Source organism: Kribbella yunnanensis, assembly GCF_039529655.1.
In the GTDB taxonomy this organism is placed as follows: Bacteria; Actinomycetota; Actinomycetes; order Propionibacteriales; family Kribbellaceae; genus Kribbella; species Kribbella yunnanensis.
Window position 1 is genome coordinate 277,200 of the sequence record NZ_BAAANF010000004.1, and the last position, 25,504, is coordinate 302,703.

Below are 25,504 nucleotides of genomic sequence, written 5' to 3' on the forward strand. Positions count from 1 at the left end.
ATCGAGCGGCTGCTTCGACGCAGGGATAACCACACAGCAAGGGAGCTCCCGGATGCCACGCAAAGTAGTTGCCTCGTACTTCCTGTCACTCGACGGAGTCGCCGAGGACGCCGACAAGTTCCTCACCGGCTGGGACGATGAGACAGACGCTGTCGGCGCCCGCCTCATCGAAACCCAGGACGCGGTCGTTCTCGGCCGGCGGACGTACGACGAATGGGCCGGGTTCTGGCCCACCAGCGACATCCAGCCGTTCACCGCGTTCATCAACGCCGTCCCGAAGTACGTCGCGACCTCGAAGCCGCTCGAATCCGCCTGGTCCAACGCGCAGGTCATCGACAGCGACCTCGCCGAGTTCGTCCGGCACCTGAAGGAACAGCCCGGCGGTGACATCGGCGTCCACGGCAGCATCTCGGTCACCCAGACACTGCTCGCCGCCGGGCTCGTCGACGAACTCAGCCTCGTCATCGTGCCCACAATCGTCACCACCGGCCGCCGCCTACTCGACGGCCTGCCCGGCATCCGGCTCGAGACGATCACCTGCACGACGTCAGCCAGCGGCCACCTTCTGGTCGACTACCGCGTCGTCCATTAGTCGACTACGGCTGCCGACGGAATCGGACCGCGTCTGCGATCACGAAGCCGTCGGCGGCGTCGGTTAGTTGGACGTAGTTGGTGAGGCCGGCTTTGAAGGTGTAGGTGCCTAGGGACTTCCATTCGCCGGTGCGGTCGTCGGGGGTGGCGCGGGTGCGTTGGTTGACGGTGATTGTGGCTGTGCCGGTGGCGTGGTGGATGGCGTATTTCGCGTTGCTGGCTCGGTTGGGGTCGGCGGTGTAGGAGACCAGGACCTCGTAGCGGCCGTCGCCTGGGATGGCGGGACGGAATCTTGCGTAGTTGGTTCCGGTGCCCTTCGGGTGCGTGAGGTAGTTGAAGCCGTAGTAGCCCGGGATGCTGCGCGCGTCGTTCCAGGTGCCGACCAGCTCGAAGCCGAGGCCGTCGTTGTCCACGGTGATCTCTTCGCGGACGTCGGGTTTGGCCGGTGCGGTGATCAGAGTCAGCTGGTCGAGGAAGATGCTGTTGCCACCACCTCGACCGGGACCGACGAGGGTGACGCGTAGCGTATGCCGGCCGGCGGTGAGCTGACGCGTGTCGACCAGTACGACGTCGTACCCGTCACCTCTGAATGAGGTGAGGTCGATGGCCGAGTTGCGCGGCGTTTGACCGTCGACTGCGAGGTTGACCAGAGCACCGTCGGGTGTGCGGTAGTAGCGGAGCCAGAGCTCGTACTGGCCGTCGCGGTTGACCATGAACGGGTACTCGATAGACCCCGACTGCGGAGGACCCAGCGGGAAGGTCTGCGTGGTGAGCCCGGGTCCAGTCGCGATGGAGTCGCGGCCTTGAGTCAGCCACTCCAGGTTGAAGCAGGCGACAGCCACACTCCGCGGGAATCCGTCCAGATCGCCGTCCCGCCCGTACAGCAGAACGATCGTGCCGTCGGACAACCGGCCCAGGTCCGAGTAGTAGCTGCGGCCCGGGCTGACCACGCGGCTGTAGCGGAACGAGTTGCCCTCGTCGTAGCTGACCGACACCGTCATGTTCCGGCGCATCGGAGCGTCCGGCCGACTGAAGAGCACCCGATCGCCGGGGTAGCGGAGGAAGCCCGTGTCCACGCCGTTGAACAGACCAGCACCGAAGTCGAGCGCAGGCCGCGACCAGCTCAGCCCGTCATCAGTACTGACCGCCACCCCGCGCGTCCAGTCGTTGCCGGAACCAGGCCGGCTGTTCAGGATCACGCTGCCGTCCGCACGCTGAACCAACCGCGCCTCGCCGAACCCCGGCAGCCCCGGACCCATCGGAACCTCGCCACCCGAACGCCAGGTCCGCCCATGGTCGTCGCTGTAGATCGTCGAGACGCCATAGTGCCGGTCAGCAGTCGGTACGCCGGTAATGATCGTGCGGTGGCCGACCGTCAGCAGGAGCCGGCCGGAGGCGAGCTGGATGCCGTGCCCGGGGCCAGGTCCATGCATCGCCCAGTTGTGCGGGAAATGGTCGAACAGCGACGTGATGTTGCGCGACTGTCCCCAGGTCACCCCGCCGTCCGTACTGGAGATGACGTGAACCGTGCTCGAGTCCGACGAGCAACTCGTGTTCTCAGGCAGCCGCACACACAGACCGTGGAAGAGGAAGACCTCACCAGTCGTGTTGTCGATGACAAAGGCCGGGTTGGCCCAGCTCTGGCCGTTGACCGACGGCACGACCGCAACGGTCGGCGTCCAGGTCCGGCCCTTGTCGGTACTGCGCCGGATGAGCAGGTCATGCGGACCCGCGTCACACACCTCATGCCGGCCTTCGGTGCACGCGATGATCGTGTCATCCGGCAGTACGGCGAGCGCGTGCACGTGGTAGTTCGCCAGCGGGTCAACGGTGTTGTCCCACAGGATGTTCTCGAAGAAGGAAGGTGCCGCGACCTCAGCCGGCGTGGCCGCCAAGGCGGGTTGGACAGAGACGGGCAAGGCGGCGGTGATGAGTCCGGCGGTGAATGCGCGACGGCTGACGGGCGGGGTCATGCGTCTGCTCCTCAGGGCGGGGGGATCCGCCAGCGACGCTACCGACCGGAGATGAACCCAGGCCGATTCCTCAACGGCCAGATCTGGACTCTGGCAGGAACCTGAACCCGTCGAGCATCGCCGCGAGCTCAGCCGGCCGACTCAGAGCCGGAGCATGCCCACTCGCGATCTCGTCCGGAGTGATCCCAAGCCGCTCCCGCACGAACTCCCGCTGAAACTCGGCGGGGAAGAGCCGGTCCTCAGTACACAGGATGTACCGCGTCGGTGTCGCCGGATGCGCGTCGAGCGGCCAAGGTTCGTAGTACGCGGTGTTGGATGGCGGGCTCGGCTCTCTCGCCGGCACCTGGTCGGCGAGATGCTTCGGTACGTCGTGGAAGTAGCAAACGGATGGATCGTCGGAACCGGTCAGTCCGCCGTCCCGGGCAGCCTGGATCCGCACGGCCTCCGAATACCCGGTGTTGGTCCACCACTCGTCCGGTGATTCGCCAGGCTGAGGAACCATCGCGGTGACATAGACCAGCCCGGCCGTCGGGGTCCGCGCGGCAACCAGGGGAGCGGTGAACCCGCCGAAAGAATGGGCAACCACGACCAGTTCTTCCGGCGTACCGACCAGGTCGACCACGGTGTCCGCATAGCTCGACAAGGTCTCGCTCTCGTCGCCGGCCCACAGGGTCGGCGCGACAGTCGTGTGACCAAGCGCCTGCAGCTCGGCTTCGACCAGGTGCCAGAACCAGCCGCCACCGACACCGGCCCCGTGGATCAACGCGAAGGTGCTCATTCCTCGACGCTATCGACGGACAGCCATCATGTATAACGATGCTTCGCGATGAACACGATCGCCTCAGGTAATCACTAGTTGATGTCGAATTCGTTCCCCTCCGGGTCAGCCATCCCGACCGCGTAGTGATCCAGCCCCGGCTCAGCCAGCGTCCGTAGCCGGGTGGCGCCGAGCTCCTCGAGCCGCTTCGCCTCCGCCTCGACCCGCTCACGCCGTACCTCGAGGGATGATCCGCGGCCGCCGCTGGCATTCACGTCGATGTGGATCCGGTTCTTGATCGACTTGGTCTCATCGACGACCTGGAACCAGATCCGTGGGCCCTCGCCGTTCGGGTCGTTGATGCTGTCGGCGCCGCCACCGAGCTCGTCCTCGGGCACACCGATCGACCGATAGAAGTCGTCCCAGGTGTCGAACCCGGCCGGCGGTGGCTCGATGACATAGCGCAGGGCGGCAGCCCAAAAATTCGCCAGCAGATCGGGTGACTTGCAGTCGATCACCAGTTGGTACGACACGGGCATTGGAGTCCTCCAGGAGTTCGGATGACGATCACCCTGTCAGGTCCCGCCGACAGTTTCAGTTGACCAACAAACCGTGGGCGACGAGATCGGTCGCGACCCGGAGCAGCTCGGCCAGTTCCTCATCACTGCGCGACAGGCCGTCGGACCGCCAACCCAGGCTGATGATCCCGTTCCACGCCGCCCAGAGAACAGTCGCGGTCTCCTCGGGGTCAACCTTGCGCAGTACGCCGGTCTCGATGCCGAGCTTGATCGCCTCGACCATCCGGGCGTTCTGCTCGCGCACCGATTCCGCCAGCCGCTCGGCGAGTTCGCGGCCGGCCGGATAGCTGCCCGGGTCGGCCGGGAAGGCCAGCATCCGGAAGAACTCGGGGTTGGCGAGATAGAAGGCCAGGTACTCCGCAGCGGCCGCGTAGAGCTGATCGATCGGGGACCGGCCGGGGGCATAGGCGAGGTCCATGAAGTACCGGTCGGTGTCGAGGGCTCGATCGACCAGGGCGGCGTGCAGCCCAGCCTTGGAGCCGAAGTGGTTGTACACCGAGCCGACCGCGACACCTGCGGCGGCGGCGATCTCCTCCAGCGTCACCTCGGCGAACGGCCGTCGGTTGAACAGCTGCTCGGCTGCTCGCAACAACGCTTCGATCGTGCGTTCTGCCCGGGGATCCACTCGGCGCGCGACCTCTCTTCTAATGATTGCAAGAAGTACGGACGACAGCTACCTTAGCCAAGAACTTCGTGCAACTGTTGCAAGAGAGGACACCGCATGGATGCGGTCGGATCGCCCGCCTGGGTCGCCCGGACCGACGGAGCCCTGAGCGCGGTCGACTCCGTGCGGTTCGCCGTGACCGCGGCCGCGCGGGAGATCGCCGTACTGGTCGCACGCCTGCGTGCTCCTTCGGCCCGCTCGCTGGACGCTGGTCGCACCCCGCCGGACACCCTGCTGGCCACCCGCATGACCTCACTCGCCGCCGAGCTCCCGGGACCGCTGCTGCAGCACAGCATCCGCACCTGGCTATGGGGGTCGATGCTCGCCGAGCTCGACGGCATCCAGTACGACGACGAACTGCTTTACGTGGCGGCGCTTTTACACGACCTCGGTCTCGGCGAGGCTCATCGCAGCGGCGTCTGTTTCGCCGTACACGGAGCTGGCCAAGCGCGCACGGCGGTCCTCGAGGCCGGTGCGGACGACGCGTTCGCCCGCAAGGTCTTCGAGGCGATCGCGGCACACTTCAACACGTCGGTGCCGTTGTCGTGGGGCGCGGAAGCGCACCTGCTGAACGGCGGCGCATACCTCGACGTGGTCGGCCGACGCCTCGGCGAGATCGCTCCGGCGACGGTGGCCGACGTACTGCGTCGCGCGCCTCGAACCGGGTTCGACGACTGCATCGTCGGCGCGATGCGGGAGGAGCGGCGACTGCATCCGCGCTCTCGTGCGGCGCTGCTGCACCGGCTCGGGATGGAGCGCTCGATCCGCCGGGCCGGGTTCCCGTCAACGCTCTCGGAAGGAATCCAGTGACCCAGCTTGTTACCCGCGCGACCGCCTTCGTGGCCGAAGCCGAGCGGATGACCAACGAACGCGATGTCGACGGCATCCGCACCGTCTTCGCCGCCAACGGCCACCAGACGGCAACCCTCGACGGCCTGATCATCGAGGCGAACGGCATCGACGAGATCCACCGAGCCTGGCGGACGATGTGCGCGTTCATGGCGAAGCGGCAGATGTTCGTGACCAAGACGCTCGCGACCGCCGACGAGACCACGATCGTCAACGAGTGGATCGGTACCGTCGCCGGCAAGCAGTCCGCCCGCGGTATCGAGGTCTGGAAGCTCGATGACGCAGGGCTGGTCGTCGACCAGCACCTCTACGGCTTCCTGGACGCGCGCCCCGAGACCAGCCCGGTGCAGAACCTGCGGATGCTGCTGGCGCACCCACTCTCCGCGATCGCGTTCGCCCGCGTACGAGGCCGCGGATGAACCTCGCTGTCATTGTCGTCGCGGTCTTCTTCGCCGGCATGGGTATCGCGGCGCTGGTGAAGCCCGCGTTCATCTGGGCACCTTTCGGCGTGGCACCGACGACACCAGCGGCGCGCAATGAGGTTCGTGCCGTGTACGGCGGGTTCGGACTCGCGCTCGCCGCACTGCTCTTCGTGGCCGACTCACAATCCGCCGGCTTCCGCGACGGCGTACTGGTCGCGGTGGCGGTCGCGCTAGCCGGGATGGCCGTCGGCCGACTGCTCGGCGCACTCGTCGAACCACGGCCGCTACTCGGCTGGCCCGGCATCTTCTTCCTGATCGAAACCGCCCTCGCCGTACTGCTGCTCATCGCCCGCTAGATGCAGTCGCATGACCGCTCTGGCACCGGGGGAGCGGATGCTGACAAAGCCGCGAGCCTCGTACGACGCGCGCCGCCCCATCCAGCTGTCGTTCTCCTCGGCTCGCGGGTTGCTCAGAGTGTGTGGGGCGAGGTTCGTCTTCGGGAACGCGTCGAGTGCTTTGGCGCCGGATGCTCGTGCGTGCTCGATCGCCGCGTCCAGCAGAGCGCTGGCCACGCCGGTTCCGCGGAAGTCGCGGTCGACGTAGAAGCACGTGACGGCGAAGACACCCTCGTCCTCAGGTTGAGGTCCATACTTCCGCGACTGCTCAAGCCGGACGTGATCCTCCCGCGGCGCCGCGGCAACCCAGCCGGCGGGCCGACCGTCGACGTGCGCGATCAGCCCAGGGGAGTGGTCACCGTCAACCGCAGCCTTAGGCCCGGCCTTGCAGCATTCGAGCGAGTCCAGCGATCCGTGCGGACGACCTCGATGTCCACTTCAGGGTTTCCATTCCCGCCTGAGCAGGCCGTAGACCCACGAGTCGGAGACGTCGCCGTTGACGATGCAGTCTTCGCGCAATGTGCCCTCGTGAACGAACCCGAGCTTCTCGAGGATGCGTGCAGACGCCGCGTTGCGGGTGTCGGCCTCGGCCTGGACGCGGTTCAGGTCCAGCGTGTCGAACGCCCATCCCAGCGCAGCACGCGCGGCCTCGGTCCCGTAGCCGTGACCCCAGGCCGACTCGTTGTAGCAGTAGCCGAGTGACGCGCTCCGGAACTCCGGATTCCACTGGGTCAGGCCGCACCAGCCGAGGAACACTCCGTCGCGCTCCACAGCCAGCCGCGCGCCGGTACCTTCGTCGGCCATCTGCCGGCATGCCGCGATGAAACGGTCGGCCCTCGCCGGCTCGGTCCACGGCGGCGAATCCCAATAACGCAGTACGTCGGCATTGCTGTGCAGCGCGAACAGATCCTTCGCATCCGAGTCGTCGAAAGGACGCAGTCGAAGGCGGTCGGTGTGCAGCGTTGGAGTCGGCAGCGACATGCCGGTCATCCAACCGCGTGTTCTCTGTTGCTCGCAACGGGGTATTCGTCAGTCCGACAGCCACTGCAGCTCATGCGCCAGGGTTTTGGCGATGGCACGGACGCGTCGATGTAGTGGCGACTGTTCGCGCGGAAGGACCAGGTGGAGCGTCAGGCTGGGTGCGCCCTGCAGTGGTCGCCAGGTGATGCCGGGTGGTGCTGTCGCGACGGCGGCCTCGCCGACCGGGGCGAGAGTGAGCCCGTCGCGCAGGTCGCGCTGTGCCATGTCGAAAGAGACTGTGGGCGTGAGAAATCGCGGATGTGTGTCGCGGAACAACGCAGCCAGCTGGTCGTGGATCACCGGGTTGGCCGCACGATCCGGGAGTCGCAACGGATAGGCGGCCGCGGCGGCGATCTCGATCTCCGCGTGTTCGGCCAGCGGATGGTTCTCAGCCAACTGGACCCCGATGCGTGCACGCCGCAGCAGGTACCGGCGCACGCCACGACCCGGCTGTTCACCGCGGGTGATCCCGGCATCGATGCGGCCGTCCGCGACCGCCGGCGAGATCTCCGGAGTCGCCATCGGAACCGCGCTCACCTCGAGTCCAGGACTGCTACGAACCAGCTCGTCCACCAGCGCCGGAGCCGTCTCGGCCCCGGCACTGAGGCTGTACCCGATGCTCAGCGTGCCCAACTCACCCGCTCCCGCCCGCCGAGCGGTGTCCCAAGCCCGATCCAGCGCCGCCAACGCCGGCGGCGCGGACTCCGTTAACGCCGTACCGGCCGGAGTCAGTACGACGTTCCGCGTGTCTCGTACGAGCAGCGCCGTACCGAGTTGTCTTTCCAATCGGCGCATCCGGGCGCTGAGCGCAGGCTGCGCGATGCCGATGCGGGCGGCCGCCCGGGTGAAGTTCAACTCCTGCGCGAGCACCAGGAAGTACCGCAGGCTGACCGTATCCGGTGCCACGTTCCCTCCTGCCGATTGATAACCATCCGTTCTGAGTCTAGCCCGAACCGGTCTTTCCCCCGGCCGCACGTCGAGCCATAGCCTCCACCTATGCACAAGTTGTTGGTCCTCTATCCCCAGCCCGCCGACCCTGACCACTTCCGCGACTACTACGTGACCAAGCACCTTCCCCTGGCCATCCAGATGCCCGGCCTGCTCGCGTGGCGCTACAGCTTCGATATTGCGGCGACCGGCGACGAAGCGCCGTACTTCGCAGTCTTCGAAGCCGACTTCGCCGACGCCGCCGCTATGACCGCCGGCCGAGAGTCACCAGAAGGCCAGCGAGCCGGCGCCGATGTCCCCAACTACGCCACCGGCGGCGTAGTCATCCTCAACTACCCGGTACAAGACGGCACTCGTTGAGCCTCACCCGGCCAGCTGCGCCACGACGGGTGCGAAGGTGTCGGCGAAGTCGGCGCCGATGACGAAGTAGGAGAAGCCGATCTCCTCGCGCCGGCGCTGGATCTCTTCGGCGGCTGCTGCTGGGTCACTCGGCAGGACGACGAGCGAGTCGGCTGCGTGGAGCGCCGCGGTGTCGAGGTCGGGCGGTGCCATGAACGGAGCGACACTGTCACCGATGACGGCGATGTGCTGGGCGAGTTCGAGATCCCGTCCGGCCGCGAAGTCGCGTACCCGTTGCGTGGTCTCGACCCGATCGTCGTCGGGTGGGAGTACGAACGTGGCCGCGTCAGCGACCTCGAGCGCCAGTGCCTGCGACTTCGGTCCGCTCACTGCCATCACCACCGGCGTGTGCAGCTCAGGACCGTCGAACTTCCGCAGGTTGGCCACGGTGTCGCGCATTCTGGTACGACGCTCAGCGGGGGAGACCGCGGGTAGTCCCAGCTCGACCTCGATCCCGGGCCGGCCGGCGCCGATGCCCATTTCGAAGCGGCCTTCCGAGAGTACTGAGAGTGAGTGAGCCTCCCAGGCGGTGCTCAACGGGTCGCGCAGCGCGGCGGCATAGACCCACGAGCCGATCCGCAGGTCAGTGAGCGCCGCCGCGGTCGCCAGCGTCGGGCCGAGTGTCGGCTGCCACGTAGGTACATCGGGCATCAGTAATGTCGAATATCCGCTGTCGGCAATACGGCGTACGCGATCGCGCCACGTCGGCAGATCAGAACGGATCGGCGCAACGACTCCGAAGCGGAATGGCCTGGTCCGGTCGTTCATTGTGGTTCTCCTCGAGTCTGGGGCCCACTTCGGTCCCGTTGCCCTGTCTACGAACTCGCCACGCAGAATTCGACAACGCCGTACAAGAAGGTTGGCACGTGTGACACAGCCCTCCAGGGATCTCACTCTCACGGGTGAGCTGGTGGTGGGCGGAGGGCGAGAAACTGATCAGGTGATGACAGGCAACGGTCTTCCACCAGGACAGCGCCGGGTCGAGGGGTTCCCCCGGTTCGGTACGCACCTCTCCCGGCCCGCGCCGGCGGTTCCGCTCGCTCCGGTGATCGAGGTCCGCGGAGCTGTGACCGCCCACGTCGACCTTCCTCTCGCCGTACTCTCCGACCTGCCGCGAACCGAGATCACGGCCGACTTCCACTGCGTGGCCGGCTGGTCAGCGACCGGGCTTCGCTGGGAGGGTGTCTCGTTCGAGACGTTCTACCGCGCGCTCATCGAACCGGCACTGTTGCCGGGAGCAACGATCACGCATCTGCTCTGTCGCGGCCTCGACGGATGGAAGGCAGCCGTGACCATCGAGGACGTTCTGGCTGCCGACGTACTCCTCGCTCAAAATCTCAACGACCGACCACTCGACAGCGATCACGGGGCACCGGTGCGCTTGGTCAGTCCGAGCCAGTACGGCTACATCAACATCAAACACCTCTGCCGCATCGACGTCCTGACGGCCGCACCGGCCACCACCGAAGGCCCACTGATCCGGAGCCATCCCAGAGGTCGGGTCTGGGAAGAGGAACGCCACGGTTTCCTCCCCGGCCGAGTGGTCCGCCCGATCTACCGCAGCTTGATTCGCCCCATCAGATTCCTGAGCTCCCGCGGCTCCCGGAGCTAGTTGTAGGCGGACCGCCCCCACTCACCAACCTCGCGGTGGGCGGACGGTTCACGCTCAGCGGGGGGTGTTGGTAGGGGTGATTTGGGGGTTGGTGAGTGGCTCAGGTCCGCTTCCCACATCAGCTGGCTGCGGCGGTGGGGGTTTAGCTGAATCCGGGTGATGTTTGTTGGTGGAGGGCTTCTCGGACGTCGAGGGTCGGGTCGGCGACCGTCATCGGGAAGGGCGTGGCGTCGTGGACGCGAATCCCGAGTTCCTCGAGGCACTCCCGCCGTACCGCATCCTGGGGTAACTCGCCCGCCTCGACATGCCGGCGGGCTACGGTCGGTACGTGACGATCGAACTCAGGCCGCTGACGGGGGCGGACGCGGAAGCCCACTGTGCGGGGGAGGACGAGCTCACCGTTCGGTGGCTGACCGGGGGATACGGCGACGTCGACGGGACCATCGGGTACTTCGAGTTGCTCGCGGGGAACGCCGACAGGGGAGTCGGCAAGCGCGGGTTCGGCATCTGGAAGTCCGGGCGACTTGCCGGATACATCGACTACACCCCGGATCTCGACGACGGCCTCGAGCCCGATGACGTGGCACTGGCTTACGCGGTGCACCCGTGGGCTCGCGGCCAAGGCGTTGCAGTTGAGGCTCTCGGGCTCCTCTGCGACATCCTTCGAACCGACAACATCGGAACGCGCGCGGCCATCCGTGTCGAACCGGACAACGTGGCGTCGGTCCGCGTAGCTCAGAAGGCCGGGTTCAGATACGTCCGGGACTTCCCGTCCAATCGAGACACCCAGCCGGACGGGACGCCGACGACCTTCAGCCTCTACTTGCTGGATCTGTAGTCAGCCTGGAGCGAGGAGGCAGAACTCGTTGCCTTCGGGGTCGGCGAGAACCTTCCAAGGAACATCGACATCGATGGGGGAGGCACCGAGGGTTTGCAGTCTGGCGGCCTCTGCCTCCAGGTCGTCGCCTGGGTACGGGCGGACGTCGAGATGGACTCGGTTCCACACGGTCTTCACGTCAGGCGTGCGCAGGAACTGCAGATAAGGACCGACGTCCTTGGCAGAACGCAGTACGGCGTTCTGGTCGGTCACCTTGAGCAGTGTCCAGTCCATGGCCGCACCCCAGAAGTCGGCCAGCACTCGCGGATCCGCACAGTCGACGACCACCGTCGCGATCGGTCCGGTGACTTCATAGAGTGAATCCAGCACACAGAACTCGTTGCCTTCGGGATCGGCCATGACCGTCCACGACACGTCATCGCCCTGGCCGACATCGGCGAGCGTTGCGCCGAGACCTTCGAGGCGCGTGACCAGCTCGGCCTGATGAGCCGCCGACTTGGTGGCGAGGTCGAGGTGCACCCGGTTCTTCACCGTCTTGGGTTCTTCGGAGGCGACCAGGTCGACGACGACAGCGACAGGATCGGGATAGACGAAACCCTCAGGTTCGAGGTTCGTCACGCCGGGTCCTTCGCTCGAGATGTTCCAGCCGAGCGCCTCCGCCCAGAAACGTCCCAGCGCGGAATCGTCCCGAGCTTTCATGTTGATCTGCACCAGCCGCGTCGCCATGCCGACGATGCTAACCGCAGTCATGACCCCTCAAATCAGCCTTACCGCAGCTGGCGAAGCGACGGATGTCACGTCGGCGGTGTTTCGAGGGCCTGCTTGACCAGGGCGTCGACCATCCATTGCTGGAGGGCGCTGACTTCTGCAGGTGGTAGTCCGGCGACATCGCTCAGCCAGACGCGGGTCTCGATGCCACAAGCGGCGCGCAGTGCCAGCGCGAGCCGGTGGACGCCTTCTTCGCCGATCGACTCCGCGATGGGCGCGAGCGCCTCGAGGAACCACGGGATGGCACGGCCCTGGCGCAGCGGCAGTTCGTGCGGCACCTCGCCCAGCGAGAGGCGCAGCATCGCACGCTGCTGCGGCTCATTCTCCTGCACATGGTCGATGACGAAACCGGCGACGGCGGCCACGCGTTCGTCCAGGGCTGTCGGAGGCGGGTCGGGAAGGACCGACGCGGCTCCTGTCTCCGGGTATGCCGCGGCGAGAAGTTCGGCCTGTGACGCGAAGTAGCGGTAGGCGGTGGGGCGAGAGATCCCGGCGGCCGCGGCGACCTCCTCGACGCTGGGCGTGTCGCCCGAGGTGATCAGGTCGCGCGCCGCTGCGATCAGTTGGTCGCGGGTGCGTTGCTTCTGCCGCCTGCGACCCGACTCGAGGTAGTCCGTTGACATGTCCTTCATGATATGCAAATCTCATGAAGAGACTCAAGTCTCATAAACTGATCGGAGTGTCAGATGACTGAAAGGACGACGCTCGCGCCGGTGATCCGACGGGCAGGCGAGGGGGAGAAGCGATGGTTCTTCGGCGGTGGCGTCTTCACCTGGAAGCTCAGCAGCGTTAACGAGGACATCGGCCTGTGGGAGGTCGACATGGTGGAAGGCAAGTGGACCCCGATCCACACCCACCCGGTCTCGGAGTCGCTGTGGGTTCTCGACGGCCACATCCTGTACCGCATCAACGACGATGAACACGAGCTCGGCGCCGGCGACTTCGTCATGGTGCCCGCAGGCGTGCCGCACGCCTTCATCGTCAAGAGTGCAACGGCCAAGGTGCTCGGCATCCAGCCAACCTGCGAGTGCGAGCCCTTCTACCGCGGCGCCAGCGAGCCATTCGAAGGATCGGCGTGCGTCGTGGACTTCGCCAGGATCGCGCTGAGCGCTGAGCAAAACGGGGGCATCACCATTGTCGGACCGCCACCCTTCTAAGTATGTCGCGGTTCAGTCCGGTGCGCAGACGTAGAGTTGGAGCGTCGCATCTGCGGTGAGCGGCGCACGGGACCAGTCGCCGAAGCGTTCAACGACCCGAAGACCGCCGAGCGAAAGCAGCAGCGGCAACTCCTGGGGGAAGATGTTCCTGATCTCGAGCGGCGCGACACTGAAGTCGGCCTCGGAATCGGTCGAGAAGTACCACCTGCCACGAGTCACCTGCGCGGCCGCGTCGTAGGTCTCCGCGACATCGACCTGGACTACGCCACGATCGGGATCCACGAACGACAAGGCATCGCGCCTGCGTCGAACGCCGTCAGCCTGGGCAAGCATGCGCACGCTCGGGTTGAACACGTCGAAGATGAGCCGCGCCCCGGGCGCCAGGTGCTTTCGCACCGACCGGAAGCAGTCCACCAAGTCCTCGGCGTTATGCAGATGGAGCAGTGAATTCGCAGTGATGAACACGAGATCGAATGTTCTTCCCAGGTCGAACTCGCGCATGTCGCCCTGCACCCACTGGACCTCGACGCCGCGCTCGTCTGCCTTGCGCTGTGCCTCGGCAAGCATGTCCGGCGAGAGCTCCAGGCCGATGCACGGATGCCCGTCGGATGCGATCGGGATCAGCTTCTGTCCGGTGCCGCTGCCGAGTTCCAAGACGGACCCGCCTTGCCGATCGGTCTCGGTCCTGTAGAAGTCGACGGCCTGTTCGCCTCCGGGGAACAACCGGTCGTACAACCTCGCGTCGGAGTAGAACTGGTCGCTCATGAGACGCACACTCCTCTACTTCTACCTTCGTGATTCAAGCGCCGATAAGCGACATTATGTCAACTAGTGGCTGCTTGCTCCTTGCTCGCGACCACCGTGTAGTTCTCGGACACACGATCGAACGTGCTTGTTTCCGTCCGGAGTCCGACTCGCTGTAGGCCGACTTCGAGTTCCTCGTATCGGTAGGGCCAGCAGGACAGCAGTTCCGAGCGGACACGAACCGACCCGGTCGCATCAACTTGCGCGATCGCAATCTCGATGTGGTGCTCGTCGTCCCACTGCGGCGCAATGTCCCAGCGGTAGACCACGACGGCATCGCGACCGTTCCGGCGGACGAGTCGGTCCCTGATGTCGAGCCTGGAACCTCTGGCCCGCACGAGTTCCCAGGTGCGGGATGTGAGTACCAGGCGCCCGCCAGGCCGCAGAAGCCGTGACATCGACTCCAGGGCAGCTCCCCTGCCTGTTGCGCCCCGGGCGTGGTGAAGCGAGTTTCCGACGCAGAACACCAGGTCGAACGTGCCGTCCTCGAAATGCTCGGGTAACTCTTCCCAGTTCGCCCGCATGGTCTGGACGGACGCCCCGAACTCCGCAGCCAACTCTGCAGTACGACGAACCATCGCTTCGCTGGCGTCAGTTGCGACAACCCGCATGCCACGACCGGCGAGGCCAACCGCCAACTGTCCGGTTCCACACGAACAGTCGAGGACGTGAGCGTTCGACGGCAGGCTACCGAGGACGTCATCGAACGACGCAGCGAACTCGGCCGGCGGCAACTTTGCATCCGAGATGAGCCATTCGTACACCTCGGCAAGCACGTCATACTCCGTCACAACCACTACCTCCATCCGGTGGGACGTCAGTCCATCAGCGGAGCAAGCCGGGCACCAATGGTTTTCGCAACGACAACCCGGAGCGGCATCAAGGAAGAAGCAGCTGGAGGTCTGGAAGTCGGGCGAACAGGTCGGGCAGGCCGTGGATGCCGTCGCGTGCGGACTCGTGCGACAGTGCGAGATCTGGGCCGGTGTTCGCCTCGACGCCGGCGAGGCAGCGGAGGATGTTCCATCTCGTGTGGCCCAGCCAGCCGCCGATCATGAACGCGAACCAGCTCGGGCCCGACGATGGCAGCACTCCCCCAGCTGCGACGTACCCGTCGAGCACCGCCCGAAAGATCGCGGGCTCGATGGTGTCGAGACCAGGTCCCTTCGCGATACTCAGCGCGGTCGAGCCGAGTTCGCCGGACAGGTCGAGCATCCCCGAGAGCTCCCAGTCGAGCACGACCGGGCGGCCGTCTTGAGCGAGCAGGTTCCACGGCTGGATGTCCTTGTGCGTCAGTACGACGGGGCCCGGGCGCGGGCAGGTGTCGACGAACTGGGCAATCGCGAGGAACGTCTCGACACGGCACGCGAGCTCGTCGGCCCACGGCTGTCCGCTCGTCACCGCCCGCTCCGCGAGCTCGCGCCAGTCCCCCGGCGTCGGCTCCTCAACCGGCCCGTGCGGCCACTCGACGTTTAGCGCGTGCAGCCGCGCGAGGATCTCGCCGATCTCGAACGCGTACGCCGCCGACACCGGTGCCTCAGGCACCTTCTCCCCCTCGACCCACCGGTGGACGAGTGTGTTCCGGTCGGCCGAGATCGGCTCGGCCATCGGGATGCCGGCCGCGAAGGCCGCGCGCTCGAACCGGAACACGTCCTCGACGTGGTACGGCGACCGCCGGTCGGCGAGGTTCAATTCCTTCACCGCGAACGACCCCTGGTCTGTGTCGAGCCGATACATCCTGTTGGCGTACCCGCCATGAACGCGGGTGATCGGCCCGACCGGCGTACCAAGATGTGAAAGGTTCAAGCCGGATCCACTGTCTTCACCATGACGCAGTTCTTGAGGCCTTTGGGTCGGTCGTACGTGAAGCCGAGTCGCTCGTAGAGTCGACGGGTGCCGTTGTAGAGGAACGACGACGACATCTTCTTGGTCTCGTTGGTCAGGTCGTGCGGATAGCTCTCGACCACCCCGCCGCCGGCCTTCGCAATCTGATCGAGTGCACCGGTGATCGCCAGTTCCGTCACGCCTTGGCGCCGATGGCGCTTGTCGACGAAGACGCAGGTGATTCGATAATCAGGATCCGCAGTCTTCGTGGCGTTGTATTGCTTGAGGTGCTGCAGCGTCGGCAACTCAACCGGAGTCCCGTATTCAGCCCACGCAATGGCCTCGTCGCCGTCCATCACCAGCGCGGCGTGCGCCTTACCCTGCTCGACATAAGCCTTCTTCAGCGCGCGATTGGCCTCCGCGCCCTGACCACGCTCAGGCCCGTCCGGGTGAAACCAAATGCACCAGCAACCCCCGAAGATGCCGTTGTGCCGCTGCACCATTGCATCGAAAGCCGGCCAAGTCTCAGGGCTGAGCGGCTCGACCGTGTACGACGACTCGTTAGCCATATCGCACGGTATCCCGCGGAGCCCATCGAGCGCTTCAGTTGAGGATGAGGTTCTTCAGTTCTGCCAAGGTCTTGATTCGGTAGGTGGCCTGGCTGAAGTCCTGGGTTTGGGTGAAGGCGTTGTGGACCACTGCGCAGTCGATGCCGGCTGCCACCACTGACTTCAAGCCCCTGGCCGAGTCCTCGACAACGAGAGTTTCTGCCTTGCCGGCTCCGAAGCGCTCCAATCCGGTCAGATAAGGCTCGGGATGCGGCTTGGACAATGTGTAATCGTCGCGAACCAGTACGAATTCCATGAATTTCGTGATGTTGCGCTTTTCATGAATCAGCTCGAAATCAGTCCGCTTCGCAGTCGTCACGATCGCCATCCGGACGTGTTGTGACAACTCGGCCAGCGTGTCGACGACACCGTCGATCTCGATGGCCTCGGTTCGCAGATACTCCTGGTAGTAGGCGTCACGGACTTTGCGTTGCCTGTCGATGGTTGGTTCGTCGACCCCAGCGACCCTGGCCTGTGCCCAGGTGCCTACTGCCTGGCTCATGTCCCGAAGATATTGATCCAGATCCAGCGTCACACCGATCTCCGCCAGCGCGCGTTCGCCAGCTTTGAAATACCAGAATTCGGTATCCACCAGAACACCGTCATGGTCGAAAAGTATGTACTTCTTCACGCTCTCGATCCTATAAGGTCCGGCCGTGAGCAACGCAGATGCATTCGAGGCGGCGGCGCGGGCCGAGGCAGCCAACACCGAAGCGAGACCGGTTGTCATTGCAGATGGTCTAGTGACGCGTCCAGCCGGTACGGCGGCCGCGACGGTCCAGCATTTTCTGCGCTTCCTGCGTTCGCAGGGCCTCGATTGCGTCGCTGAGCCGGTCTCCCTGGACGGCGAGGTCGAGACTCTGCGGTACATCCCGGGAGCCAGTGGCGGCGAGGCGTGGTACCACCAGCACACCGACGAAGGGTTGGCGTCGGCCGCGCGCCTGCTGCGCAAGATCCATGACGCCAGTCAGGCCTGGATCCCGCCGTACGACGCTGTCTGGACGGCTCGTCCGATCGCGGCCGACGACCTTGTCTACTGCCACGGCGATCCCGGCCCGTGGAACTTCGTCTGGGACGACAGCACCGCGATCGGCCTCATCGACTGGGACTACCTCCATCCCGGTCCGCGCATCGACGACATCGCGTACGCGTTGCACTGGTTTGTGCCGCTGCGCTGTGACGAGTTCGCGCTGCAGTGGCACCACTTCCCCGAGGTGCCCGATCGCCGGCATCGCGTCGCGGTCTTCCTCGAGGCGTACGGCGATCTGCCGGCGTTCGATGTGGTCGACGCAGTGATCGCGCGGTTGGAGGCAGTGTGTGACCTTGTGAACGAGCTTGCGGAGAGCGGGCAGGAGCCGCAGCGGACGTGGGTTCTCGATGGAGCCCTTGACCGGGAGCGGGAGGAGATCGAGTGGGTCCGCGAGCACCGCGATCTGCTGTCCCCGAGGTGAGGCTGCGAGGATGGCGGGCATGCGCGAGTGGTTGGACAGGACGACCGATACGTGGGCGCCGCCGACGGCCAAGGATCTCGCCGGACCGTTCCGGTTCCTGTTCTGGTTAACTCGATCGCAAGCGCGACGGGTTGCCCAGGGCGCGTTCCTCGGGACGGTCTGGATGGTCGGCCTGGCGGTTCCGCCGTGGGTGCTGTCGCGAGCGGTTGATGAAGGTCTCGTTGGGCGAGATTCAGCCGCGCTCATCAAGTGGGCGCTTGTCCTGCTCGGCGTCAGCGTGTTGATCGCGTTGCTGGCGATCGCGCGGCATCGCACGATGACCAAGATCCGGATGGACGCCTCGTTCCGTTCGGTGCGGGCGACGGTCTGGCACACCTCGCGACTCGGCGCGTCGCTGGCCAGGCGGGTGAGCGCCGGCGAGATCGTGACGGTTGGCATCGCCGATGTGCACACCGTCGCGATGGCGCTGACCGTTACCGGGCCCGGCGTCGGCGCGATCATCGCGTACGCCGTGGTCGCGGTCATCCTCTTCACGACGTCACCGTTGCTGGCCGCGGTGGTCCTGGCGGGCGTTCCACTCCTGGTTGTTGCCGTCGGCCCGTTCTTGCACCGGATCGAACGCACCGGCGGCGAGTACCGCGTTCACCAAGGACGGCTGACAACCCGACTGGTCGACGTACTGGCTGGGCTGCGGGTTCTCAACGGGTTGGGCGGCAAGCAGTTCGTGGCCGACCGGTACGACGAACAGTCGCAGCGGCTGGTGAGACGTGGGTACAAGGTCGCCGTACCGGCTAGTTGGGTCGGGGCGTTGTCGACGGGACTGCCTGCGTTGTTCCTGGCCGCGGTCGTGTGGTTGTCGGCGCGGATGGCGGCAACCGGGGTGATCACGATCGGCGAGGTGGTCGCCGTCTACGGGTACGTCGCCGTCCTGGTCGTCCCCGTGTCGAACTTCATCGAGGGCGGTGGCGACATCGCGCGGGCCCGCGTCGCCGGCCAACGGATCATCGACCTGCTCAACCTGCCGGTCGCTCGCGACGACGAGCGCGATGGCGGCCCACTCCCCCACGGCTCCGGTCCGCTCACCGACCCCGCCTCAGGAGTCGTCGTTCGCCCCGGCCTGCTGACAGCGCTGGTCGCGGCCCGCACGGCGGAGGCAATCGAGGTGATCGAACGACTCGGGCGCGTCGGCGGCACCCGGACGGGATCTGCTGATACGGCGGTGACCTGGGCGGGCATTCGGATCGATGAGGTGACCAGCGCCGAGTTGCGGAGCCGATTGGTTGTCGCCGACAACGATGCTGAGGTGTTCGCCGGCACTGTCCGGGAGATCGTCGCGGGTCGCCTCGAGCCCGACGACAGCCGCATCCACCAGGCTCTCCAAGTAGCGGTGGCCGAGGACATCGTCGAGGCACTGCCCGACGGTCTGGATACGGCGATCGCGGCCGGCGGAACCGATCTGTCCGGCGGGCAGCGGCAGCGGATCCGGCTCGCGCGGGCCGTCTACGCCGCCCCCGACATCCTGCTCGCCGTCGATCCGACCTCCGCCGTCGACGCCAACACCGAAGCGGCCATGGTCGACCGCATCCGCGAGGCCAGGCGCGACACAACGACGGTGATCACCACGATGTCGCCGCTCGTCCTCGACCGCGCCGACGAGGTCATCGTTCTGATCGACGGCAAGGTCTCAGCAGTCGGGAAACACGCGGAGCTCCTGCACACCGACTCCTCCTATCGCGAGCTCGTGTCGCGCGCTCAGGAGGGCCGATGAACAGACAGTTGCCGGTGGCAAGCAAGGCCGAGGTCCGTACGGCGGCACTCCGCGACCTGAGCGCGGACCGTTGGGCCGTGGTCGCGGTCGTCGTGGTCAACGGGCTCGCCGCAGCGGCCGGGTTGGTCGGTCCTTGGTTGCTCGGCCGCATCATCGACACGATCCAGACCGGTACTGGCGATGTGCTCAGCGCGGTGGACCGACTGGCGTTCGGCGCGCTGCTGTTCACCGTCGTACAGACCGTACTGGCGTGGTGGGCGCTCAAGATCGGCTACCGGTTCGGGGAACGGACCGCGGCTCGCGTCAGAGAGCGCTTTCTCCAGCGGACACTGGCGCTACCGCCGCGAGTGGCGGATCATCTGCCGGCCGGTGATCTCATCGCGCGCGGAAGTACCGACGCGTCACTCGTGGCAACGACGTTGCGGTCGGCGGTGCCCGAGGTTCTGGTGGCGACCGTCCATGCGCTGTTCCTGGTAGTCGCGGTGCTAATCCTCGACCTGCGGCTGGGCGTGTGCGGGCTCGTCTGTCTGCTCGGGGTCGGCGCGGCTCTGCGCTGGTACATGCGTCGTGCGCGGCCGGTGTACTTGGCGGTCGCCGCGACTGGTGCGGAGGTGGCCGATGTCGTGGCCAGCACGGCCAAGGGCGCTCGTACCATCGAGCTGCTCGGTTTGGAGGAGCGTCGGCACCAGGTATCCGAGGCTGCGATTGCCGAGTCCCGGTCCGCGCGGTTGGGAGCGCTGTGGTTGCGGTCGGTGCTGTTCCCCTGGTCGGAGATCGCCCTCGGCGTTCCGGTGGTGGGAGTGCTGCTGATCGGTGGCGCGCTGTATGCGAATGACCTGATCAGCCTCGGGGTCGTGGTGACGGCGACTGTCTATCTCCGTCAGCTCGTCGGCCCACTCGACACCCTCATGCTCTGGATCGAGCAACTGCAGGGCGCCGGCGCGTCATACGCTCGCGTCGAAGGACTCGCGGACATCCCGACCGCGGAACGCGCGCCGGCGCCGACCATTGGCGATCACGGTGACCGGATCCGGGTGACCGATGCTCACTTCAGCTACACCGGAGCTCGCGACGTACTGCGTGGGATCGACCTGCTCGTGCAGCCCGGCGAACGACTGGCGATTGTCGGTACGTCAGGAGCTGGGAAGTCGACGCTCGCGCGACTGCTCGCCGGGCTCGATCGACCGCGCGCGGGTTCGGTCACGATCGGCGGTAGGCCGGTTGCGGATCTGCCACCGGACGAGCTGCGCGAACACGTCGTACTGATCACTCAAGATCATCATGTCTTCCATGACTCACTGCGCGACAACCTACTGATCGCGAAACCGGACGCTACCGATGAGGAGTTGTACGACGCCTTGGCCGCAGTCGGTGCGGAGTGGCTGGAGGACCTGCCGGACGGTCTGGACACGGAGATCGGAGTCGATACCGATCTGGCCGATGCGAGTGCACAACAGCTCTCGCTCGCCCGGGTCGTGCTGGCTGATCCGCACACGCTGATTCTGGACGAGGCCACGTCACTCCTGGATCCCAAGACAGCGCGGCAGACCGAGCAGTCCTTGGCCGCCGTACTGCGGGGTCGGACAGTGATCGCGATTGCGCACCGTCTCCAGACCGCTCATGACGCCGACCGCATCGCTGTGATGGAAGCAGGTCAGCTCGTCGAGCTGGGTACGCACGACGAGCTCGTTGAAGCGGGCGGCGTCTACGGCACGCTGTGGCGGACCTGGAACGCGGACTAGCGCGGGGCGCCGTACCCCCAGGTCGGTGGAGTGGCGTTGGTGACAGCTCGGAGGACGCCTTCGACCGGTCCGTAGGTGCAGCGTGCCATCCACCAGTGGCTGATCGCGACCTGGGCTGCGTAGATGGCGATCGCGAAGGTGAACGTCTCCAGCGGAGAGACCTGCCCGACCATGCCGAGACCGACGCCGGTGAAGATCAGCAGAGTCGCCAGTGATTGGCCCAGGTAGTTCGACAGCGCCATGCGCCCCGCCGGCGCCAGGAGACTGCCCAGCGAGCGACCGGCGTCCGAATGCATCAGTCGGAGCAGAGTGGCGGCGTACGCGGCTGATAGCAGCGGGGCGGTCATGACGCCGACCAGGACGCTGATGGTGCTGCCGTTGCCACCCGCCGCGTAGACGACACTGCCCAGGAGTCCGATGGGGAATCCGACGAGCTGAAGCTTCCGCAGTACCGGCTCCTGCCCGGTCACGCCGGCGAGCAGTCGGCGCCGCCCGGCAACCATCCCAAGCAGCATCACGGCCAAGGTGGTCGGTCCCTGCACGGTGACCTGCGCAAGCCCGAATGTCGGCAGCGCCCGGAGGTGCTCGCCGATCACGTCTCCGAACGAGCCGCCCAGGTTCATCGTGGTCTGCTGAGCGGCAGCCACGGCCCCGGCCGGATCGAGAAGTGCGGAGGTGTCGAGGAACAACACCGTCGATCCCAACGTGACGAACAGGTACCCGTAGATTCCGGCGGCCACGATCAGCGCTGTCTTGTCCCGCACACCCCGCATCGCCAGCAGGACCAGCCCGATCAGCGCGTACACGGTGAGGATGTCGCCCGTGATCAGGAAGATCGCATGCAGCGCGCCGATGATGAACAGCCCGCCGAGCCGCCGCAGCATCCGCGGCCTGAACTGTGCGCCGGCCCGCTGCGCAGCCTCGATCTGCAACTGAAAGCTGTACCCGAACAGGAACGAGAACAGCAGGTAGAACTTCAGATCCACCAACGCATGCCCCAGCCAGTTCACGGCGTGATCAAGACCCGAGCTGTACGACGGGTCCTCCGCGATGTGGATCGGGAATCCGGAGGCGGCGTAGGTGATGTTCGCGATCAGGATGCCGAGCAGGGCGAACCCGCGCAGCGCATCGATGTCATGGATCCGGGTCCGCAGCGTGCCAGGCTGTTGGCTCATGCGCCAAGTCAAGTGGCGGCAATCCCGCGACGCAGGCGTGCTGGCACCTCAGCCGTGGTGGAACTTCCACCACCTTCGCTTGACTCTCCTACGAAGGGAGAGTCAAGACTGGAGCACATGCGACCTACGTGGAGTATCGGCGCTGTGGCGCGGCAGACCGGGCTGCCGGTGAAGGTGGTCAGGCACTGGTCGGATGTGGGCGTGGTGGCACCGGTGGGGCGGTCGACCGGCGGTTATCGCCGCTACGACACCGCTGGGGTCGCTCGTCTGCGGCTTGCCCGCACGTTGCGGGATCTGGGGATGGGGCTCGGCGAAATCCGGGCTGCCTTGGATCGCGAGGACGGGCTCACCGAGGTCGCGGCCGCACACGTCGAGGCTCTCGAGGCGCAGATCCGGCGCCTGCGGACCCATCAGGCCGTCCTGCGCACGGTCACCCGTCGCACGACTCACGAAGGGCTTGCTCTGATGACCCGTACCGCGCAGATGTCCCCGGCCGAGCGTCGCGAACTGGTCCATGACTTCCTCGCCGACACTCTCAGCGATGTGGATGTCCCTTACTTCCGTGACGGCCTGCTGGCGGCCGGAGCTGAGCTGCCGGACGATCCCACCGACGAGCAGGTCGAAGCGTGGCTGGCGCTGGGCGAACTCGTCGCCGACGGCGAACTGGGTCCCGCCATGCGGCGGATCGCGGAGTACACCGCCCGTCACGGTCAAGGAGCGCAGGACGACGCCGCGGCAGCGGAGATGCGCGAGCTCACCGACGTCTGGGTCGGCCGCGTCCGTGCAGCGATCCAGGACGGTACGGCGGCGGACTCCCCCGCTGCCGATCAGGTCGTTGCCGATGTCATGGCCGCCTGGCTGCCGAGCCGTGCGAACACCGACCCTTCGGTGACTTCCGACGGCACCTCGGCACGCAAGCTCTTGCACGAGCAGCTCAGCGCAGCGTCCGAGCCGTCCGTCGAACGCTTCTGGCAGTTGCTGTGTGTCCTCGCCAGCCAGCCCGCACCGGCCGGCATCGCCTCGGAGGGCCAGTGGCTCACCACCGCCCTGCACGCCAATCCGTCTCCCGGCGCGCGCGATGCTCAGCTCGAAGCGCTCTACACGAACGACACCGACCCGTGGCCGGGCGGCGTCCTGGAGGCATTCACGCGTGTGCAGGACAGCGTCGGCGTACTCGTGCGCGCCGCAACGCCGGACCAGTTCGGCCTGCCGACCCCCTGCGACGACTGGACCGTGCGGGAGCTGCTCGACCATCTGGTGTGGGAGAACCTCATCTGGGGCGGTCTAGCTCAGGGCACTCCTCCCTCAACCGCCCACACCGACGACCACCTCGGTGACAACCACATCACCGCCTTCGAAACTGCCGTCGCCGAGGCCCGCGAGTCTTTCCAGCAGCCGGGCCTCCTTGATCGCTCCTTCGGTCCCGCCCCCGGCCGTCGCCTCGTCGAACAGTTGCTCATCGAGCTGCTAGTCCACGGCTGGGACCTCGCCACCGCCCTCGGCCACGACCGCGACCTGGTTCCCGACCTCGCCCGCGCCGCGCTCCCCGTCGTACGAGAAATCTATGGCGACCTCCCTCGAACCGCCGGCGGATCCATCGCCGCGGCGCAAGCCGCTCCCGATGACGCTTCCGACCTCGATCGAGTCGCCGCATTCCTGGGCCGCCGCATCCCGGCGGAGGCTCCCCTGTGTGGGGACCCTTCGGGTTTGGTGTTCAACGATTGTTCACCCTCAGTCGACCAGTGGTAGACGGAGGGTGACCCGAAGGCTTTCCCTTGTGCGACCCTGCGGGTTGGGGTGCGGGCTTGTTAGGTCATGGGCTTACCGACAACGATTCCCAAAATCGCGGCCTTGAGGCAGGCCGCCCCAGAGGAATCGGATGTGACCTATGCGCTTCCCGCCCCGCCCCCGTAAATCCCTCGCTGGTGCTGTTCTCGCGCTTGGACTCGGTGCCGCCGCCCTGGCACCGATGCAGACTGCGACGAGCGCGCCCGTTCCCGCCCCGGCCGACGGTGTGTACGACGTACTCGGCAAGAGCTGGGGTGTCAGCCCGGCCGAGGCGAAGGTGCGGCTCGATGGTGAGCACACCAAGGCTGCTGCGTTCGAGACGGCGAAGGCCAGTCTCGACGGAGCGTTCTTCAACGCCGACCGTCAGCTTGTCGTGAACGTGCACTCGGCCAAGGCTGCTCAGGTAGCCCGCGAGCACGGACTGGCCCCGCGGTCCGTTGCTCGTGGTGAGAAGGCCCTGGCCAAGCTGCAGACGCAGGTCCAGGCGCTGGCTGACAAGTCAGGCTCGCTGCAGGTTCAGTCGATCGGCGCCGATCTGCCGACCGACCGCTTGCAGGTTGTTCTCCAGCCCGGGAAGCAGTCCGCGAAGACTGTTGCCCTGGTCAAGCAGTTGAAGGCGATCCCGGGTGTCGATGTCAGCACCAACAACACGACGCTGGCGATGACCGCTGACGTGATCGGCGGCCAGATCATGGACCTGGTCCCGGGCACGAACTGCTCGCTCGGCTTCTCCGGTACGCGCAACGGCGGCGACAACGTCATGCTGAGCGCCGGCCACTGTGTCGAGGGCAACCCGATGGTGCAGAACCGCTCGGGTGTCCGCCTCGGCGCGGGTGTCGCCAGCCGGTTCCGTACCGGCTCGCCGAGCGTCGACATGGGTCTGATGGACATCGACAGCAACAACGTCGGCCGCGGGTACATCGACAACCGCAACGGTCAGACCACTCGGGTCACCGGGTCGTCGAAGGCTCCGGTCGGCTCGACCATCTGCAAGGCCGGTAACACGACGGGCTGGACCTGCGGCTCGATCACGCAGTACAACCTGACCGTCAACTACGGCGGCGCAGGCGGCAGCGTCACCCGCACCAGCGGCCTGGCCCGTTCGACCGTCTGCACCGAGGGCGGCGACTCGGGCGGTGCCTACATCTCCGGCACCACCGCCCAGGGCATGACCTCCGGCGGCCCGAGCGACGGCCACGACTGCGGCTGGAACCAGGGCGGCAACGCCACCGGCTCGTACTCCTTCTACCAGCCGGTCGTCGACGCAGCCCAGTACTACGGCGTCACCCTCACCCTCGGCTGATCCGTCAGCCACGCCACAGCCCTCTCGCCGTCATCGGCGAGAGGGCTGTCCGCGATCATGCCCACTGCAACAT

At 66.3% G+C, this 25,504-nt stretch carries 30 protein-coding genes; 13 read left to right on the top strand and 17 right to left on the bottom strand.

Annotated features, from left to right (window positions below; translation table 11 throughout):
* The first annotated feature begins 52 nt into the window (after positions 1–52).
* Positions 53–592, top strand: a complete 540-nt coding sequence (locus tag ABD231_RS08225) for a dihydrofolate reductase family protein (protein ID WP_344147511.1) — start codon at positions 53–55, stop codon at positions 590–592.
* 4 nt (positions 593–596) lie between these two features.
* On the opposite strand, the gene ABD231_RS08230 is transcribed toward ABD231_RS08225, so the two are convergent.
* The 4 genes from ABD231_RS08230 to ABD231_RS08245 form a co-directional block, all read right to left on the bottom strand.
* Positions 597–2,564, bottom strand: a complete 1,968-nt coding sequence (locus ABD231_RS08230) for a golvesin C-terminal-like domain-containing protein (protein WP_344147514.1) — start codon at positions 2,562–2,564, stop codon at positions 597–599.
* A 70-nt stretch (positions 2,565–2,634) separates the two neighbouring features.
* A complete protein-coding gene (locus tag ABD231_RS08235) occupies positions 2,635–3,342 on the bottom strand; it encodes an alpha/beta hydrolase (protein WP_344147518.1) in 708 nt (235 codons plus the stop codon).
* Between the two features lie 74 nt (positions 3,343–3,416).
* Complete coding sequence (locus tag ABD231_RS08240) at positions 3,417–3,860, bottom strand: VOC family protein (RefSeq protein ID WP_344147521.1); 444 nt, start codon at positions 3,858–3,860, stop codon at positions 3,417–3,419.
* Positions 3,861–3,915: 55 nt separating this feature from the next.
* Positions 3,916–4,524 carry a TetR/AcrR family transcriptional regulator gene (locus tag ABD231_RS08245; RefSeq protein ID WP_344147524.1) on the bottom strand — a complete coding sequence of 203 codons (609 nt, stop codon included), beginning with the start codon at positions 4,522–4,524 and terminating at the stop codon, positions 3,916–3,918.
* Positions 4,525–4,620: 96 nt separating this feature from the next.
* Between ABD231_RS08245 and ABD231_RS08250 the strand changes: the two genes are divergently transcribed.
* From ABD231_RS08250 to ABD231_RS08260, 3 genes are read left to right on the top strand one after another with little or no spacing between them, the layout of a single operon-like run.
* Positions 4,621–5,373, top strand: a complete 753-nt coding sequence (locus ABD231_RS08250) for an HD domain-containing protein (protein WP_344147527.1) — start codon at positions 4,621–4,623, stop codon at positions 5,371–5,373.
* Positions 5,370–5,831 carry a nuclear transport factor 2 family protein gene (locus ABD231_RS08255; RefSeq protein ID WP_344147530.1) on the top strand — a complete coding sequence of 154 codons (462 nt, stop codon included), beginning with the start codon at positions 5,370–5,372 and terminating at the stop codon, positions 5,829–5,831. The genes ABD231_RS08250 and ABD231_RS08255 overlap by 4 nt, the downstream gene beginning before the upstream one ends.
* Positions 5,828–6,190, top strand: a complete 363-nt coding sequence (locus ABD231_RS08260) for a DUF4345 family protein (protein WP_344147533.1) — start codon at positions 5,828–5,830, stop codon at positions 6,188–6,190. The genes ABD231_RS08255 and ABD231_RS08260 overlap by 4 nt, the downstream gene beginning before the upstream one ends.
* Here the strand turns inward: ABD231_RS08260 and ABD231_RS42135 are convergent.
* From ABD231_RS42135 to ABD231_RS08275, 3 genes are read right to left on the bottom strand one after another with little or no spacing between them, the layout of a single operon-like run.
* A complete protein-coding gene (locus ABD231_RS42135; protein WP_425554158.1) occupies positions 6,119–6,637 on the bottom strand; it encodes a GNAT family N-acetyltransferase in 519 nt (172 codons plus the stop codon). The genes ABD231_RS08260 and ABD231_RS42135 overlap by 72 nt on opposite strands.
* Positions 6,638–6,667: 30 nt before the next feature.
* Positions 6,668–7,210 (bottom strand): GNAT family N-acetyltransferase, encoded by a 543-nt coding sequence (locus ABD231_RS08270; protein WP_344147539.1) that lies wholly within the window; start codon positions 7,208–7,210, stop codon positions 6,668–6,670.
* A gap of 48 nt (positions 7,211–7,258) precedes the next feature.
* Complete coding sequence (locus ABD231_RS08275; RefSeq protein ID WP_344147542.1) at positions 7,259–8,155, bottom strand: LysR family transcriptional regulator; 897 nt, start codon at positions 8,153–8,155, stop codon at positions 7,259–7,261.
* A gap of 90 nt (positions 8,156–8,245) precedes the next feature.
* Here ABD231_RS08275 and ABD231_RS08280 point away from each other — a divergent pair, with 90 nt between their 5' ends.
* Positions 8,246–8,557, top strand: a complete 312-nt coding sequence (locus tag ABD231_RS08280; RefSeq protein ID WP_344147545.1) for an EthD family reductase — start codon at positions 8,246–8,248, stop codon at positions 8,555–8,557.
* Between the two features lie 3 nt (positions 8,558–8,560).
* Here ABD231_RS08280 and ABD231_RS08285 read toward each other — a convergent pair whose 3' ends face one another.
* A complete protein-coding gene (locus tag ABD231_RS08285) occupies positions 8,561–9,364 on the bottom strand; it encodes an LLM class flavin-dependent oxidoreductase (RefSeq protein WP_344147548.1) in 804 nt (267 codons plus the stop codon).
* Between the two features lie 175 nt (positions 9,365–9,539).
* Between ABD231_RS08285 and ABD231_RS08290 the strand changes: the two genes are divergently transcribed.
* A complete protein-coding gene (locus ABD231_RS08290) occupies positions 9,540–10,208 on the top strand; it encodes a molybdopterin-dependent oxidoreductase (RefSeq protein ID WP_344147854.1) in 669 nt (222 codons plus the stop codon).
* Positions 10,209–10,350: 142 nt separating this feature from the next.
* Here ABD231_RS08290 and ABD231_RS08295 read toward each other — a convergent pair whose 3' ends face one another.
* Positions 10,351–10,584, bottom strand: coding sequence for an NUDIX domain-containing protein (locus tag ABD231_RS08295; protein ID WP_344147551.1), 234 nt, complete (start codon positions 10,582–10,584; stop codon positions 10,351–10,353).
* Between ABD231_RS08295 and ABD231_RS08300 the strand changes: the two genes are divergently transcribed.
* Entirely contained in the window at positions 10,537–11,046 is a 510-nt protein-coding gene (locus tag ABD231_RS08300) for a GNAT family N-acetyltransferase (protein WP_344147554.1), read from the top strand. The two genes, ABD231_RS08295 and ABD231_RS08300, sit on opposite strands and share 48 nt — an antisense overlap.
* Here the strand turns inward: ABD231_RS08300 and ABD231_RS08305 are convergent, their stop codons facing one another.
* Both ABD231_RS08305 and ABD231_RS08310 read right to left on the bottom strand, forming a co-directional pair.
* Entirely contained in the window at positions 11,047–11,772 is a 726-nt protein-coding gene (locus ABD231_RS08305) for a VOC family protein (RefSeq protein WP_344147557.1), read from the bottom strand.
* Between the two features lie 68 nt (positions 11,773–11,840).
* On the bottom strand, positions 11,841–12,437 hold the full coding sequence (locus ABD231_RS08310) for a TetR/AcrR family transcriptional regulator (protein WP_344147560.1): 597 nt from the start codon (positions 12,435–12,437) through the stop codon (positions 11,841–11,843).
* Between the two features lie 63 nt (positions 12,438–12,500).
* Here ABD231_RS08310 and ABD231_RS08315 point away from each other — a divergent pair, with 63 nt between their 5' ends.
* Complete coding sequence (locus ABD231_RS08315) at positions 12,501–12,971, top strand: cupin domain-containing protein (RefSeq protein WP_344147563.1); 471 nt, start codon at positions 12,501–12,503, stop codon at positions 12,969–12,971.
* Positions 12,972–12,983: 12 nt separating this feature from the next.
* On the opposite strand, the gene ABD231_RS08320 is transcribed toward ABD231_RS08315, so the two are convergent.
* From ABD231_RS08320 to ABD231_RS08340, 5 genes are all read right to left on the bottom strand, one after another.
* The gene (locus tag ABD231_RS08320) at positions 12,984–13,736 is read right to left on the bottom strand and encodes a class I SAM-dependent methyltransferase (RefSeq protein ID WP_344147565.1); all 753 of its coding nucleotides are present in this window, start codon (positions 13,734–13,736) and stop codon (positions 12,984–12,986) included.
* A gap of 59 nt (positions 13,737–13,795) precedes the next feature.
* Positions 13,796–14,566, bottom strand: coding sequence for a class I SAM-dependent methyltransferase (locus tag ABD231_RS08325; RefSeq protein WP_344147567.1), 771 nt, complete (start codon positions 14,564–14,566; stop codon positions 13,796–13,798).
* A gap of 88 nt (positions 14,567–14,654) precedes the next feature.
* Complete coding sequence (locus ABD231_RS08330) at positions 14,655–15,578, bottom strand: phosphotransferase family protein (RefSeq protein ID WP_344147570.1); 924 nt, start codon at positions 15,576–15,578, stop codon at positions 14,655–14,657.
* Positions 15,575–16,165 (bottom strand): N-acetyltransferase, encoded by a 591-nt coding sequence (locus ABD231_RS08335; protein ID WP_344147573.1) that lies wholly within the window; start codon positions 16,163–16,165, stop codon positions 15,575–15,577. The genes ABD231_RS08330 and ABD231_RS08335 overlap by 4 nt, the downstream gene beginning before the upstream one ends.
* Before the next feature lie 34 nt (positions 16,166–16,199).
* Complete coding sequence (locus ABD231_RS08340; RefSeq protein ID WP_344147576.1) at positions 16,200–16,835, bottom strand: HAD family hydrolase; 636 nt, start codon at positions 16,833–16,835, stop codon at positions 16,200–16,202.
* Between the two features lie 25 nt (positions 16,836–16,860).
* Between ABD231_RS08340 and ABD231_RS08345 the strand changes: the two genes are divergently transcribed.
* The 3 genes from ABD231_RS08345 to ABD231_RS08355 are packed head-to-tail and all read left to right on the top strand — an operon-like array spanning position 16,861 to position 21,165.
* Positions 16,861–17,655, top strand: a complete 795-nt coding sequence (locus ABD231_RS08345) for a phosphotransferase (protein WP_344147579.1) — start codon at positions 16,861–16,863, stop codon at positions 17,653–17,655.
* A 19-nt stretch (positions 17,656–17,674) separates the two neighbouring features.
* A complete protein-coding gene (locus tag ABD231_RS08350; protein ID WP_344147582.1) occupies positions 17,675–19,423 on the top strand; it encodes an ABC transporter ATP-binding protein in 1,749 nt (582 codons plus the stop codon).
* On the top strand, positions 19,420–21,165 hold the full coding sequence (locus ABD231_RS08355; RefSeq protein ID WP_344147585.1) for an ABC transporter ATP-binding protein: 1,746 nt from the start codon (positions 19,420–19,422) through the stop codon (positions 21,163–21,165). Before ABD231_RS08350 ends, ABD231_RS08355 begins: the two co-directional genes overlap by 4 nt.
* Here ABD231_RS08355 and ABD231_RS08360 read toward each other — a convergent pair.
* Positions 21,162–22,340 carry a DUF418 domain-containing protein gene (locus ABD231_RS08360; protein WP_344147588.1) on the bottom strand — a complete coding sequence of 393 codons (1,179 nt, stop codon included), beginning with the start codon at positions 22,338–22,340 and terminating at the stop codon, positions 21,162–21,164. The genes ABD231_RS08355 and ABD231_RS08360 overlap by 4 nt on opposite strands.
* 117 nt (positions 22,341–22,457) lie before the next feature.
* Here ABD231_RS08360 and ABD231_RS08365 point away from each other — a divergent pair, with 117 nt between their 5' ends.
* Both ABD231_RS08365 and ABD231_RS08370 read left to right on the top strand, forming a co-directional pair.
* Positions 22,458–24,089 carry a TIGR03086 family metal-binding protein gene (locus tag ABD231_RS08365; RefSeq protein ID WP_344147591.1) on the top strand — a complete coding sequence of 544 codons (1,632 nt, stop codon included), beginning with the start codon at positions 22,458–22,460 and terminating at the stop codon, positions 24,087–24,089.
* 220 nt (positions 24,090–24,309) lie between these two features.
* Positions 24,310–25,431 carry a S1 family peptidase gene (locus ABD231_RS08370; RefSeq protein WP_344147594.1) on the top strand — a complete coding sequence of 374 codons (1,122 nt, stop codon included), beginning with the start codon at positions 24,310–24,312 and terminating at the stop codon, positions 25,429–25,431.
* Positions 25,432–25,504: the final 73 nt, after the last annotated feature.

Bases quoted from the DNA above. Each gene is read 5' to 3' on its own strand.
- ABD231_RS08225 (WP_344147511.1), top strand. From the start codon at position 53: ATGCCACGCAAAGTAGTTGCCTCGTACTTCCTGTCACTCGACGGAGTC.
- ABD231_RS08230 (WP_344147514.1), bottom strand. From the start codon at position 2,564: ATGACCCCGCCCGTCAGCCGTCGCGCATTCACCGCCGGACTCATCACC.
- ABD231_RS08235 (WP_344147518.1), bottom strand. From the start codon at position 3,342: ATGAGCACCTTCGCGTTGATCCACGGGGCCGGTGTCGGTGGCGGCTGG.
- ABD231_RS08240 (WP_344147521.1), bottom strand. From the start codon at position 3,860: ATGCCCGTGTCGTACCAACTGGTGATCGACTGCAAGTCACCCGATCTG.
- ABD231_RS08250 (WP_344147527.1), top strand. From the start codon at position 4,621: ATGGATGCGGTCGGATCGCCCGCCTGGGTCGCCCGGACCGACGGAGCC.
- ABD231_RS08260 (WP_344147533.1), top strand. From the start codon at position 5,828: ATGAACCTCGCTGTCATTGTCGTCGCGGTCTTCTTCGCCGGCATGGGT.
- ABD231_RS08270 (WP_344147539.1), bottom strand. From the start codon at position 7,210: ATGTCGCTGCCGACTCCAACGCTGCACACCGACCGCCTTCGACTGCGT.
- ABD231_RS08280 (WP_344147545.1), top strand. From the start codon at position 8,246: ATGCACAAGTTGTTGGTCCTCTATCCCCAGCCCGCCGACCCTGACCAC.
- ABD231_RS08285 (WP_344147548.1), bottom strand. From the start codon at position 9,364: ATGAACGACCGGACCAGGCCATTCCGCTTCGGAGTCGTTGCGCCGATC.
- ABD231_RS08290 (WP_344147854.1), top strand. From the start codon at position 9,540: ATGACAGGCAACGGTCTTCCACCAGGACAGCGCCGGGTCGAGGGGTTC.
- ABD231_RS08305 (WP_344147557.1), bottom strand. From the start codon at position 11,772: ATGGCGACGCGGCTGGTGCAGATCAACATGAAAGCTCGGGACGATTCC.
- ABD231_RS08310 (WP_344147560.1), bottom strand. From the start codon at position 12,437: ATGTCAACGGACTACCTCGAGTCGGGTCGCAGGCGGCAGAAGCAACGC.
- ABD231_RS08315 (WP_344147563.1), top strand. From the start codon at position 12,501: ATGACTGAAAGGACGACGCTCGCGCCGGTGATCCGACGGGCAGGCGAG.
- ABD231_RS08320 (WP_344147565.1), bottom strand. From the start codon at position 13,736: ATGAGCGACCAGTTCTACTCCGACGCGAGGTTGTACGACCGGTTGTTC.
- ABD231_RS08335 (WP_344147573.1), bottom strand. From the start codon at position 16,165: ATGGCTAACGAGTCGTCGTACACGGTCGAGCCGCTCAGCCCTGAGACT.
- ABD231_RS08350 (WP_344147582.1), top strand. From the start codon at position 17,675: ATGCGCGAGTGGTTGGACAGGACGACCGATACGTGGGCGCCGCCGACG.
- ABD231_RS08355 (WP_344147585.1), top strand. From the start codon at position 19,420: ATGAACAGACAGTTGCCGGTGGCAAGCAAGGCCGAGGTCCGTACGGCG.
- ABD231_RS08360 (WP_344147588.1), bottom strand. From the start codon at position 22,340: ATGAGCCAACAGCCTGGCACGCTGCGGACCCGGATCCATGACATCGAT.
- ABD231_RS08365 (WP_344147591.1), top strand. From the start codon at position 22,458: ATGCGACCTACGTGGAGTATCGGCGCTGTGGCGCGGCAGACCGGGCTG.
- ABD231_RS08370 (WP_344147594.1), top strand. From the start codon at position 24,310: ATGCAGACTGCGACGAGCGCGCCCGTTCCCGCCCCGGCCGACGGTGTG.